Source organism: Intrasporangium calvum DSM 43043 (assembly GCF_000184685.1).
Classification (GTDB): Bacteria; Actinomycetota; Actinomycetes; order Actinomycetales; family Dermatophilaceae; genus Intrasporangium; species Intrasporangium calvum.
The window spans coordinates 3,662,565-3,674,205 of the sequence record NC_014830.1; the positions used below are offsets into that span (position 1 = coordinate 3,662,565).

Here is an 11,641-nt window from a genome sequence, read left to right on the forward strand (position 1 = left end):
AGTTCGTCCCCTCGATCACTGGCCGATGGCGCTCCAGAACGCGGCCGCTGCCTTGGACGGTCGCCCCGACCGGCGCTCCGACCGGTCGGCTGCCCCCATCAGCGCGGTCACGGCGTTGACCCCGAGCCAGCGCAACGGCTCCGGCTCCCACGGCCGTGACGTCCGCCCCGCCCAGGGGAGGGACGCGAGGTCGGCAGGGTCGTCGTCGCGGATCATCGCGGCGAGCGTGCGGCCGGCGAGCGCCGAGGTCGCGACGCCGTCCCCGACGTAGCCACCGGCGAAGGCCAGGCCGGTGCGCCGGTCGTGTCGCACGGCTGGGTACCAGTCCCGCGGCACGCCGAGGTTGCCGCCCCAGGAGTGGGTGAACCGCACGTCGCGCAGGACCGGGAAGAGGTCGACGAGGACCCGGCGGAGCGTGGCGTGGACGCGTTCGTCGCGTTCGTAGGCCGGCGACACCTTGGACGCGTAGTGGTAGGGCGCCCCGCGGCCCCCGAACGCGATGCGACCGTCCCGGGTGCGCTGGCCGTAGATGACGAGGTGGCGGTTGTCGGCGAAGGTGGCCCGGTCCCGCAGCCCGATCTGGTCCCAGACCTCGTCGGGGAGCGGCTCGGTCGCGGTCATGAGGGAGTAGACCGGAGCGAGGCTTCGGCGGCGGCCCGCCACCGTGGCGGTGTAGCCCTCGGTGGCGAGGACGATGTGCTCCGCGCGGATGGTCCCGTGGCGGGTGACGACGTGACGGCTGTGCACGTCGGTCGCGGCGGTCTGCTCGTGGATCGTCACGCCCCGCCGCTCGACGGCCCGGGCGAGCCCGCGGACGAGTCGGGCGGGGTGGATCGCCGCACAGTGCGGGGTCCACAAGCCGCCGATCGCGCCGTCGACCGCGGCGATCTGCTGGACCTCCGTCGCGCCGAGCAGCCGGTGGTCGTCCGCCCCGAACCCCCAGGCAGCGTGGTCGGCCAGCTGCGTGCGGATCCGCTCCAGCTGGGCCGGGTTCCGGGCCACGGACAGGGAGCCACCCTGGTCGAAGTGGCAGTCGATCCCCTCGGCTGCGGCCACCCGGCCCACCTCGGGGACGGTCTCGATGAGGACCCGCTGCATGCGGACGGCTCCCTCGCGGCCGCGGTCCACTGCCATCCGCCGCAGCGACGTGGGGAAGAGCGCGGAGCACCAGCCGCCGTTGCGTCCGGAGGCCCCGTAGCCGGCGATCTCCTTGTCGATGACCACGACCCGAAGGCTCGGGTCGGCGACGGCGAGGTGGTAGGCCGTCCACAACCCGGTGTAGCCGGCCCCGATGACCGCGACATCGACGTCGGTGTCGCCGGGGAGCGTCGGCCGCGGGGTGAGGTCTTCGTCGAGCGTGTCGTGCCACAGGCTGAGGCTGCGGTACTCGGACGGGGGCATAGGCGGCAGTATGCCGCGAAACGAAGGCGTTGACGATGGTCCTGCCACCGATCTCCCCCGAGATTTCTCCTCGACCTTCGGAATCAGTGGCGGGACTTGCTGTGGACAACCACTTCCGTAGAAGGGCTGCCATGGAGCACGATGAGCGACATGACCGACCACGCCCCGCTCGACCGGAGCCGCCTCGCCGCGCTGCACGCCAGGGAGCTGGGGGCCTTCCGGGCCGCCCGGCCCAGGTCGGCCGCCCTCGCTGAGCAGGCCCGGGCCCACCTGCCGGGCGGCGTGCCGATGAGCTGGATGGTGAAGTGGCCCGGCGACTTCCCCGTCTTCGTGGACCGGGCGCAGGGGGCGCACTTCACCTGTGTGGACGGCATCGACCACATCGACCTCTGCCTCGGCGACACCGGCGCGATGATGGGCCACTCGCCGGGGCCGACGGTCGAGGCGGTCCTGGCCCAGCTCGCCCGGGGCATCACGACGATGCTCCCGACCGAGGACGCGATCGCCGTGTCGACCGAGCTGTCCGAGCGCTTCGGTCTGCCCTACTGGCAGTTCACGCTGACCGCGACCGACGCGAACCGTCACGCGATCCGCTACGCCCGGCACCTCACCGGCCGCCGGAAGGTCGTCGTCCACGACTACTGCTACCACGGCTCGGTCGACGAGACGTTCGCGACGCTCGACGCAGCCGGCCGGACGACGAGCCGTCGCAACAACATCGGACCGCCGGTCGACCCGTCCGAGACCACACACGTCGTCGAGTTCAACGACGTCGACGGCCTCGAGCGGGCCCTCGCGGAGGGGGACGTGGCGGCGATCCTCGTGGAGCCCGCCCTCACGAACATCGGCATCGTCCTCCCGCACGCCGGCTACCACGCAGCGGTCCGGGAGCTGGCGACAAGCCACGGTGCGCTGCTCATCAACGACGAGACGCACACGATCTGCGCCGGCCCCGGGGGTGTCACGCGCGCTGAGGACCTCCACCCCGACTTCCTCGTCATCGGAAAGTCGATCGGGGGCGGCATCCCGTGCGGGACCTTCGGTTTCACCGCGGAGGTCGCCGACCGGATCGCCCGCTCGGTCGACCTCGAGGACATCGACGTCGGCGGCATCGGCGGCACGCTCGCCGGCAACGGTCTGTCGATGGCGGCGATGAGGGCGACGCTCGAGCAGGTCATGACGCAGGACGCCTTCGACCACATGGTGCCGCTGGCCCAGGCCTGGGCCGACGGCGTCCAGGCGGGGATCGACAGCGTCGCTGCACCGTGGCACGTGACCCGCCTCGGTGCCCGGGCCGAGTACAACTTCTCAGCCGAGCCGCCCCGCAACGGCCGGGAGGCGCACGACGCCGACGACTTCGAGCTGCAGCAGTACCTCCACCTCTACGCCCTCAACCGGGGCATCCTGCTGACGCCGTTCCACAACATGGCCCTGATGTCTCCGTCGACGACGCGCGGCGACGTGGACGCGCACACCGTGATGTTCGACGAGTGCCTGCGGGAGCTCTTCAGCCGGCCGTGACGGGAGGACACGTCGGGCTGGGAGCGAGCTCAGCGGCATCCGACCCGATCGGCCGTATGCCGCTCAGCTCGCTTCCCGACGGAAGGTGGCCTCAGGCGACGGTGACGTGGGCGAGCAGGAAGCCGACGGCCTGCGTGGCGGACCAGCCGGCCGGATGAGCGTCGAGCAGGCGGCGGGCGCCGTCGAGGTCCTGGCCGAGGGTGACGGCAGGCAGCTCGTCGTAGCCGTCGCGGCGGTGCTGCCCCATCCCGACGTCGGCCATGAGGGCGTTGCAGAGGCACTTGCGACCGAGCGTCCCCTCGAGCGAGCCGCCCTTCTTGACGTAGGCGTCCACCGGTTCTGCGGCGCAGCGGTAGCCCACCGAGCCGTCGACGCGCTCGAACGGCTCACGCAGGTAGGACAGGTCGCAGAGACGGGGCCGGGCGGCGTACTCGTCGGCCTCGGAGAGGGTGCCCGCCAGGCTGGCCACCTTGAACGGGAAGCCGGTCGGCGACGCGGCGGGGTCGTTGCGGACGACGAGCGTGCCGTCGGCGAGCCCGTCGAGGAGCTGGCGCCGGATGTCGGCCGTGATCCCGGACTCGTCGCAGAGCGCGAAGATCGTGCCGACCTGGACCCCCGCGGCACCCGCCTCGAGTGCCTCGGCGACGCGCTCGGGAGTCCCGTAGGCGCCGGCGAGCCAGAAGGGCAGGCCGAGCTTGGCCATCGCCTTGAGGTCGGCGAGGTCGCGGTCGCTGTAGATCGGCTGCCCGTCGTCGTCGAGGGTCAGCTTGCCGCGCGGTGGGGCGCTGTGGCCGCCGGCCACCGGTCCCTCGACGACGAAGCCGTCGGGCCGGATCGACTCGTCGCGATGGAGGTAGCCCGCGAGGCTGTGCAGGGAGATGATCGCGAGGAACTTCGGGCGGGTGAGTGCCGGGAGGCGCGCGCCGAGCACCTCGACGGGGTCGATGGTGCTCGTGTGGGTGCGCGTCGAGTCCTGGACGTCGATCGTCAGCGTGCCGGGGCGGCCCGCGGCGAGATCGGTGAGCAGCTGCGGGATCTCCCGCGGGATCCCGGCGCCCATGAGGACGTAGTCGACGCCGCCGACGATGGCCCCGAGGGCCGCCGACGGAGTGGCCATCTGGACCTTCTCGAGGAAGTTGATGCCGACGAGGCCGTCGTGGCCCTCCTTGGCGAGCCACACGTGGGCGAAGTTGCCGAGGACGGACATCTCCACGGCGCCCCGGCTGGGGTTGATCGTGAGCGTCGGGTTGGGCCGGTAGGGCGTGCCCTCGGCCCGGCCGCCCTCGACGAAGTAGCGGTCGAGCGCGCGCTGGACCATCTCCTGGTCGGGGAAGGCGGCGAGCGCCCGGCGCAGGTGGCCACCCGCGTCACCGTCCTGCAGGCCGCGGGCCAGGACCGCGTCGAGCGCGGTGCCCGAGACGACACCGAGCTGGCCCTGCTGGGAGACCGCGCGCGCCAGCGGCCAGGCCGAGACGTTGACCCCCATCCCGCCCTGGATGACGACAGGAACGCGCTGCGTTCGGTGCTCGCCCATGAACAAAACCTCCGCGACCGTAACCTACGCTCCCGTAGGTTGCTTGGGACAACGGTACGCCCTTGGGAGGGCCTTCCTGACCAGAGAGGGCCCCGGAAGGGGGTCCGTCTCGGATGGCAAACGGCTTCGGGGGTTGAGCGGATTGGGAGAAACCGGCGCGCCGTGCCGGTGGTGGTCGCCCCGGTGAACGGGGTGTTCCCGATCTGACCGCAGGCCGTGCTGACCCCTAGGTTGGGCACTGGCAACCACCCCCGGACCGGAGGAACCCATGAGCGAGACCCCACGTCGGCGCACCACCAAGCTCGGCATCGTCGGTGCCGGCGCCGTCGGAGCGACCCTCGCGTATGCCGCCCTGATGCGCGGCGCGGCGCAGACCGTCGCCCTCTACGACATCGATGCGGCGAAGGTGACGGCCGAGGCGCTCGACCTGGCCCACGGCATCCAGTTCATGCCGATGGCGCGCGTCGTCGGGTCGGACGACGTGGACGTGCTCGCCGACTGCGACGTCATCGCCTTCACCGCCGGCGCCAAGCAGAAGCCCGGCCAGACCCGGCTGGACCTCGCGGGCACGACGATCACGCTCGTCCAGAAGCTGATGCCCGAGCTGGTCCGCGTGGCGCCGCACGCCGTGCACCTGCTCGTGACCAACCCGGTCGACGTGGTCACCTACGCGGCCCTGCGGACGTCCGGGCTGCCACGCGAGCGAGTCTTCGGCTCGGGCACGGTCCTCGACTCGTCCCGGCTGCGGTTCCTGCTCGCCGAGCACACGGGGGTGGCCGTGCAGAACATCCACGCCTACATCGCGGGCGAGCACGGCGACTCGGAGCTGCCTCTGTGGAGCTCGGCGTCGATCGCCTCGGTGCCGCTGCTCGAGTGGACGGGGCTCGAGGGGCGCGGGCCGCTCAGCGCGGAGGACCGGGAGCGGATCGCCCGGGACGTCGTCGAGTCGGCCTACCAGATCATCGCGGGCAAGGGTGCGACGAACTACGCGATCGGCCTCGCGGCGTCGCGGATCATCGAGGCCGTCGTCAATGACGAGCGGCGGATCCTGCCCGTGTCGTCGCTCCTCGAGGACTACCACGGGATCAGCGACGTGTGCCTGTCGGTCCCGACGCTGGTGCACGCGGCGGGTGCGGGTGAGACGGTCGCCGTTCCGCTGACCGACCTGGAGCTCGCGGGCCTGCGCCGCTCGGCCGAGGCGGTCCGTGCGACGGCCCGGCAGTTCGGTCTCTGACCCCCGCCCTTCTGGCCGGATGCCGCTGAGCTCGCTCCCGGCGCAACCTCCCCGCCGCGCCTCCCGGACCGTCAGCGGCGCCACTCGGACGGGAGGGCCCCTATCGGTGGTTCGCTGTGCGGCCTACTCTGCCGAACTCGCTGTGGGCGCGCTCCACCCTTTGCGCGCGGGGGCGGCCATGATGGGAGGGTGAGCGCCGCGCGCCAGACCTATCACCACGGTGACCTGCGCCGCGCCCTGCTCGAGGAGGGGCTGGAGCTGGCGCGGGAGGGCGGGCCGGACGCCGTGGTCCTCCGGGAGGCGACTCGGAGGGCCGGGGTGTCCGCGAACGCCGCCTACCGTCACTTCGCCGACCGCGATGCGCTGCTGGCCGATGTCGTCTCGCGGGCCCAGGCCGAGGCCGCCGACGTCATCGCCCGGGCGATCGCCGAGGTCGATGAGTTCGCCGAGGTCGACCGGTTCGGGGAAGGCGGGGCCGGCGACCCCGCGTCGCGGGCCCGGGCCAGGTTCCGGGCCGTGGGCGTCGGGTACCTCCGCTTCGCCCTGACCGAGCCGGGCCTGTTCCGCACCGCCTTCGCCGTGCCGACGGACCTCAGCCGGTCCGCGTCGCCCGATGCGGCCGGTGCGGGCGGGCGCACCCCGTTCCAGCTGCTGTCGGACCAGCTCGACGAGATGCTCGTGACTGGCGTGCTCCCCGCTGCGGAGCGGCCGGGGGCGGAGCTGCTCGCCTGGTCGGCCGTCCACGGGCTCGCGATGCTGGCCCTCGAGGGCCCCCTCCGGGACCTACCGCGCACCGCCATCGATGCCCTGACCCCACGTCTCGTCCGAATGGTCGACCTCGGCCTCGGAGTGGTCCGGCCCCCGTCCGGCTGATGCCTCGACCGGCCAGCCGTAGGGTGGCGGCGTGAGCACGCAGGACTCCCTCGACCCCTCGTCCGACTCGGCCTTCTCGCTGCGGTCCGACGTCCCGGCCTTCTACCGACGCCTCGACCAGGACCTCTTCGCGCCGACGATCCACGTCCAGGGCGCCTGGCGCGACGACGAGCAGCACATGGCGCCCGTCGGCGGCCTGCTCATCCACGCGATCGACCGGCACGAGCCTCGCGACGGCATGCAGCTCGCCCGCGTCAGCTTCGACATCCTCGGGATGATCCCGGCACGACCGAGCCGGGTCGCGGTCCGCACCACCCGCCCCGGCCGGAGCATCGAGCTCGTCGAGGCCGTCCTGTCCGTGGACGGTCGGGACGTCGTCCGCGCGCACGCCTGGCGCCTGGCCGCCCACGACTCCTCTCCGGTTGCCGGTGTCGAGTTCGAGCCGATGCCCGGTCCGGATGACTTCCCCGAGTGGGACGGCACCGACCTCTGGCCGGGCGGCTACATCCGCGGGGTCGAGTTCCGCGCCGATCCGGCCCGCCGCCCGGGACGGACCCGGACGTGGATCCGCACGTCGCACGCCCTCGTGGACGCCGAGACGTGCTCGCCGACCGCTGACCTGATCCGCCTCGTCGACACGGCCAACGGCATTGCGGTGCGCGTCTCGCCGCAGGAGTGGATGTTCCCCAACGTCGACCTGACCATCCACCTCTTCCGCGAGCCCGTGCGCGGGTGGGTCGGTTTCGACACCACGGTGACGATGGGGACGACGGGGATGGGCCTGACCTCGACGACGCTCCACGACGAGCTCGGGCCGGTGGGACGCGCTGAGCAGATCCTCACCGTCCGCCCGATGACGCAGCCCTGACCCAGCCACGCCCTGAGGGACCCGGCCGTATGCCGCTGAGCTGAGCGGCATACGGCTCTCTCGTCAGGGGGGTGGCCGGCCGCGTCAGGCGGAGATCACTGGGGGACGGGGACGTTCGCGTTGAGCTCGATCGCCGCCGAGCACTCGCTCTCGAGGTCGAGCGTCTGGCCGGACGTGCTGGCCCGGTAGTCGACGGCGGCGCCGTCCGCCCGCTGTCCCGAGACGGTGAACTCGCCCTCACCGGACTCGGGGGTGAACTGGCCGGAGATGGTGAAGCCGTGCCCCTCGAGGTGCTCTCTCATCCCCGCGACCGCAGCCTTCGCGTCCTCGACCGGCTTGCCGAGGAGCAGCAGCTGGAGGGTGTGCTTGCCGGGCAGCCCGGTGCAGACCTGGCCACGGAGCCCGCCGATGGCGCCCGTCGACCAGGGGCGGCTGTCCTCGAAGGTCCAGCCGTCGGTGGCCGTCGCGGCAACGACCGCCTCGGCGAGCGGCACGAAGTCGGTCGCCACCTGCTCCGGTGACCGGTTCTGAACCGCCCCCGCGTCACCGGCCGAGCAGCCGGTCAGCCCGAGGAGCACGAGGGCCAGACTCGCGCGAGCGGCCCCCCTGGTCATGCGGCCGCCCATCAATTGTCCTCACGTCGAAGCCGATTCGTTCAGCGCCCGCCCGGACGCCTCGTGGAGCCTAGCGTGGGTGTCCAGCTGGTGAGACATCGAGATGGGCTCGGGCGGCACGACGTGGCGATGATCACGGAGGAAGCGCGCCGTGGGGTGGTCACTCGAGCCGTGAGGTGACCTCGGCGCCGAGCATGATGGTGCGGCTGACGGTGCAGAACTCCTCGTGCGAGCGGCGCACCAGGCTCGGCAGGATCGTGCGCGCCGCCTCGCCGCCCTCGTCGTCCGGGAACCGGACCCGGAACGTCACCTCGATGTCCTTGAGGTGGTTGCCGTGCTCGTCCTTGACCTTGTCGGCCGTGACCTCGATCTCGAAGCTCTCCGGCTCGGCGCGCCGACTCGTCACCGTGTCGACGTCGACCGCGGTGCACCCGGCGATCCCGGCGAGGAGCAGCTCGACGGGGGACAGCTCGTCCGTCCCGGAGCTCGTGGTGACGGAGCCGCCACGGTCGTTGCGCACCGTGTAGCGGCCCATGGAGTCCCGCGTGAGCGTCACGCGGCGCTGGTCCTGGTCGGTCATGGGTTCAGCCTCTCAGATCGGTGGCGGGTAGGTGCGGGTAGGTGCGGGTAGGTGCGGGTAGGTGCGGGTCAGTGCGGGGTCACTGCCAGGCGTCGGCGAGCAGCTCGAGGGAGCGCTTCCGGGCCTCGGGGTCGAACGCGCCGCACGTGACGATGACCTCGTCGACGCCGGTCGCGCGGGTGAAGTCCGCCAGCTGCCCACGCACGTCGGCAGGGGTGCCGACGAAGGACACCCGTGTCATCTCCGCCACGGCGGACCGCTCTGCGGGCGACCAGGAGGCGAGCAGCTGCACCGGCGACGACCCGGCCGGGGGCCGCAGCCCGCTGCGCTGGTTCGTGACGATGCCCCGGAACCGTTCGAGGACGGAGGTGAAGAGGCGCTCGGCCTCGGCCTGCGTGTCGGCGACCATGACGTTGGCGCCGGCCATGGTCCGCGGCGCATCGAGGCCACCGGGCAGCGGGGAGGCCTGGAAGCCGCGCCGGTAGACGTCGAGGGCGCTCATCAGGGCCGCCGGCGCAAAGTGCGACGCGAACGAGTAGGGCAGCCCGAGGGCCGCGGCGACCTGCGCGCCCCCGTGGCTCGAGCCGAGGATCCAGAGCGGCACGTGGGTGCCCTCGCCGGGGATCGCCCGGACCGAGGCCCCCGGCTCGGGGTCGCCGAGGTAGCCCTGGACCTCCTCGACCTCCGCGGCGAAGTTCATCGCGGCCACCTCGTTGCGCCGCAGGGCCCGCGCCGTGGCCGGGTCGGTCCCCGGTGCCCGCCCCAGACCCAGGTCGATCCGGCCCGGGTACATCGTGGCGAGGGTGCCGAACTGCTCGGCGACGACGTAGGGGGCGTGGTTGGGCAGCATGATGCCGCCCGCGCCCACTCGGATCGTCGAGGTGTGGGCCGCCACGTGCCCGATGAGGACCGCGGTGGACGAGGACGCGACGCCCCGGAAGTTGTGGTGCTCGGCCATCCAGTACCGGCCGTAGCCCCACCGCTCCGCGTGTCGGGCGAGGTCGACCGTCTGGGCGATGGCCTCCGCGGCCGACCCGCCTTCCGCGATCGGGACGAGGTCGAGGACGTTGAGCTGGGCGCGCGGACTGGTCACGGTGGTGCCAACCTCGCGCGGGGGTCGGTTTCTTCCACGACTGCCGCGCGCTGAGACGTCACGGCAGCTTCAGGTCGGCCACCTGGTCCTCGTAGTCGGGGCACAGCGACTCGACCGCGGCGGCCAGCAGCTGCTTGGTCCGCAGCTGGTCCCCCTCGTTGCCGAGCGGACGGCCGGCTGCGTCGACGGCGATCTCGCGCAGCGTCGCGCCGTTCTGCAGCGCCGGCACGCCGTCGTCGCCGTCTCGATGTCGTCGGCGACGGTCGTGCCGGTGACGAGGGCGCCGCGCTCCCGCGCGAGGAGCACGAACCGGGCCTCCTCGCCACTGATCGTCGGGCGGGCCGCTGCGACGTCCGGCGGTAGGTCGGTCAGGCCCGGCATCTCCTCGGTGCAGCCGGCGAGGCTGAGCGCACCGAGGGCAAGGCCCACGGCCATCGCAGCAGCGCGGGCCCGCCCCCGCAGGCGCGATTCTTGAGTCATCTGCCTCTCCATCACTGGGCTGAACGGGTGTCTGCAGCCGATCATCCCCGACGGCGCGACGCCGCACCTGACCGCAACACACCCGCTTATCGCCTGGAGCCCCCGGCTGCGGCAGGGCTGTGCGCGCGGTGAGCGGGTGTGTTGCGGGTCGGGGAGCTCGCCCCGCGCCTGACCCGGCGGGACCCGGGAAGCCGGCCCAGCGGCATACGGCCTACTGGCTGTAGGTCGACAGGAAGCGCTCGATCCGCTCCATCGCGTCCTCCAGCTCCTCCACCCGCGGCAGGAAGACGAGCCGGAAGTGGTCGTGCGAGGGCCAGTTGAACCCGGTCCCGTGGACGACGAGGAGCTTCTCCTCGCTGAGCAGGTCGAAGGCGAACCGCTCGTCGTCCCGGATCTGGTGGACCTTGGGGTCGAGGCGCGGGAAGAGGTAGAGCGCACCCTCCGGCTTGGTGCACGAGACCCCCGGGATCTGGTTGAGCATCTCCCAGGCCCGGTCGCGCTGCTCGAGGAGTCGACCGCCCGGCAGGATCAGCTCGGTGATCGACTGGTAGCCGCCCAGGGCGACCTGGATGGCGTGCTGGGCCGGCACGTTGGCGCACAGACGCATGTTCGCGAGGACCTCGAGGCCCTCGATGTAGCTGCGGGCGTGCTCCTTCGGGCCGGTGAGGGCCAGCCACCCGGAACGGAACCCGGCCACGCGGTACGCCTTGGAGAGGCCGTTGAAGGTGAGGCAGAACAGGTCCGGGGCGAGGGCGGCGATCGACGTGTGCTTCGCGTCGTCGTAGAGGATCTTGTCGTAGATCTCGTCGGCCATGATGATCAGCTGGTGCCGGCGGGCCAGCTCGGCGATGCCCTCGAGGACGTCGACCGGGTAGACGGCGCCCGTGGGGTTGTTCGGGTTGATGACGACGATCGCCTTGGTCCGGTCGGTGATCTTGCTCGCGATGTCGTCGAGGTCGGGCGCCCAGCCCGCCTGCTCGTCGCAGAGGTAGTGCACCGGGGTCCCGCCGGCCAGGGACGCGGCGGCCGTCCACAGCGGGTAGTCCGGCGCCGGGATGAGGACCTCGTCGCCGTTGTTGAGCAGGCCCTGCATCGCCATGACGATGAGCTCGCTGACGCCGTTTCCCAGGTAGATGTCCTCGATGTCGAGACGGGGGAAGTCGCGGACCTCGTAGTGCTGCTTGATGGCGCGTCGCGCGCTGACGATGCCCTTGCTGTCGCTGTAACCCTGTGCGGTCGGCAGCGCGCGGATCACGTCGACGAGGATGTCGTCCGGCGCCTCGAAGCCGAACGGCGCCGGGTTGCCGATGTTGAGCTTGAGGATCCGGTGCCCCTCGTCCTCGAGCCGTTTGGCCTCGGCGAGCACCGGTCCGCGGATCTCGTAGCAGACGGACGCGAGCTTCTTGGACTGGGAGACGAGGCGCATGCGCTACAGGGTGTCAG

The 11,641-nt window shown here is 72.1% G+C and carries 11 protein-coding genes; 4 read left to right on the top strand and 7 right to left on the bottom strand.

The window, feature by feature from the left end:
- Nucleotides 1-15: 15 nt before the first annotated feature.
- Nucleotides 16-1,401, bottom strand: coding sequence for an NAD(P)/FAD-dependent oxidoreductase (locus tag INTCA_RS16725; RefSeq protein ID WP_013494107.1), 1,386 nt, complete (start codon nt 1,399-1,401; stop codon nt 16-18).
- A 150-nt stretch (nt 1,402-1,551) separates the two neighbouring features.
- Here INTCA_RS16725 and INTCA_RS16730 point away from each other — a divergent pair, with 150 nt between their 5' ends.
- Complete coding sequence (locus INTCA_RS16730) at nt 1,552-2,922, top strand: aspartate aminotransferase family protein (RefSeq protein WP_041308967.1); 1,371 nt, start codon at nt 1,552-1,554, stop codon at nt 2,920-2,922.
- A gap of 91 nt (nt 2,923-3,013) precedes the next feature.
- Here INTCA_RS16730 and INTCA_RS16735 read toward each other — a convergent pair whose 3' ends face one another.
- On the bottom strand, nt 3,014-4,456 hold the full coding sequence (locus INTCA_RS16735; protein ID WP_013494109.1) for a nitronate monooxygenase: 1,443 nt from the start codon (nt 4,454-4,456) through the stop codon (nt 3,014-3,016).
- Nucleotides 4,457-4,724: 268 nt separating this feature from the next.
- Between INTCA_RS16735 and INTCA_RS16740 the strand changes: the two genes are divergently transcribed.
- The 3 genes from INTCA_RS16740 to INTCA_RS16750 all read left to right on the top strand — a co-directional run bounded on the left by INTCA_RS16740 (nt 4,725) and on the right by INTCA_RS16750 (nt 7,431).
- Entirely contained in the window at nt 4,725-5,690 is a 966-nt protein-coding gene (locus INTCA_RS16740; protein WP_013494110.1) for an L-lactate dehydrogenase, read from the top strand.
- 189 nt (nt 5,691-5,879) lie between these two features.
- Nucleotides 5,880-6,563, top strand: coding sequence for a TetR/AcrR family transcriptional regulator (locus tag INTCA_RS16745; RefSeq protein WP_013494111.1), 684 nt, complete (start codon nt 5,880-5,882; stop codon nt 6,561-6,563).
- Nucleotides 6,564-6,594: 31 nt separating this feature from the next.
- Complete coding sequence (locus INTCA_RS16750) at nt 6,595-7,431, top strand: thioesterase family protein (protein ID WP_013494112.1); 837 nt, start codon at nt 6,595-6,597, stop codon at nt 7,429-7,431.
- A 95-nt stretch (nt 7,432-7,526) separates the two neighbouring features.
- Here INTCA_RS16750 and INTCA_RS16755 read toward each other — a convergent pair whose 3' ends face one another.
- The 5 genes from INTCA_RS16755 to INTCA_RS16770 all read right to left on the bottom strand — a co-directional run bounded on the left by INTCA_RS16755 (nt 7,527) and on the right by INTCA_RS16770 (nt 11,624).
- Entirely contained in the window at nt 7,527-8,045 is a 519-nt protein-coding gene (locus INTCA_RS16755) for a hypothetical protein (protein ID WP_013494113.1), read from the bottom strand.
- A gap of 160 nt (nt 8,046-8,205) precedes the next feature.
- A complete protein-coding gene (locus INTCA_RS16760) occupies nt 8,206-8,625 on the bottom strand; it encodes an OsmC family protein (protein WP_013494114.1) in 420 nt (139 codons plus the stop codon).
- A gap of 79 nt (nt 8,626-8,704) precedes the next feature.
- Complete coding sequence (locus tag INTCA_RS16765; RefSeq protein ID WP_013494115.1) at nt 8,705-9,718, bottom strand: LLM class flavin-dependent oxidoreductase; 1,014 nt, start codon at nt 9,716-9,718, stop codon at nt 8,705-8,707.
- A 58-nt stretch (nt 9,719-9,776) separates the two neighbouring features.
- Complete coding sequence (locus INTCA_RS19910; protein WP_013494116.1) at nt 9,777-9,947, bottom strand: hypothetical protein; 171 nt, start codon at nt 9,945-9,947, stop codon at nt 9,777-9,779.
- Nucleotides 9,948-10,409: 462 nt separating this feature from the next.
- The gene (locus INTCA_RS16770; RefSeq protein WP_013494117.1) at nt 10,410-11,624 is read right to left on the bottom strand and encodes a pyridoxal phosphate-dependent aminotransferase; all 1,215 of its coding nucleotides are present in this window, start codon (nt 11,622-11,624) and stop codon (nt 10,410-10,412) included.
- Nucleotides 11,625-11,641 lie beyond the last annotated feature (17 nt).

Coding starts and splice junctions, on each gene's coding strand:
- INTCA_RS16725 (WP_013494107.1), bottom strand. CDS start 1,401: ATGCCCCCGTCCGAGTACCGCAGCCTCAGCCTGTGGCACGACACGCTC.
- INTCA_RS16730 (WP_041308967.1), top strand. CDS start 1,552: ATGACCGACCACGCCCCGCTCGACCGGAGCCGCCTCGCCGCGCTGCAC.
- INTCA_RS16735 (WP_013494109.1), bottom strand. CDS start 4,456: ATGGGCGAGCACCGAACGCAGCGCGTTCCTGTCGTCATCCAGGGCGGG.
- INTCA_RS16740 (WP_013494110.1), top strand. CDS start 4,725: ATGAGCGAGACCCCACGTCGGCGCACCACCAAGCTCGGCATCGTCGGT.
- INTCA_RS16755 (WP_013494113.1), bottom strand. CDS start 8,045: ATGACCAGGGGGGCCGCTCGCGCGAGTCTGGCCCTCGTGCTCCTCGGG.
- INTCA_RS16760 (WP_013494114.1), bottom strand. CDS start 8,625: ATGACCGACCAGGACCAGCGCCGCGTGACGCTCACGCGGGACTCCATG.
- INTCA_RS16770 (WP_013494117.1), bottom strand. CDS start 11,624: ATGCGCCTCGTCTCCCAGTCCAAGAAGCTCGCGTCCGTCTGCTACGAG.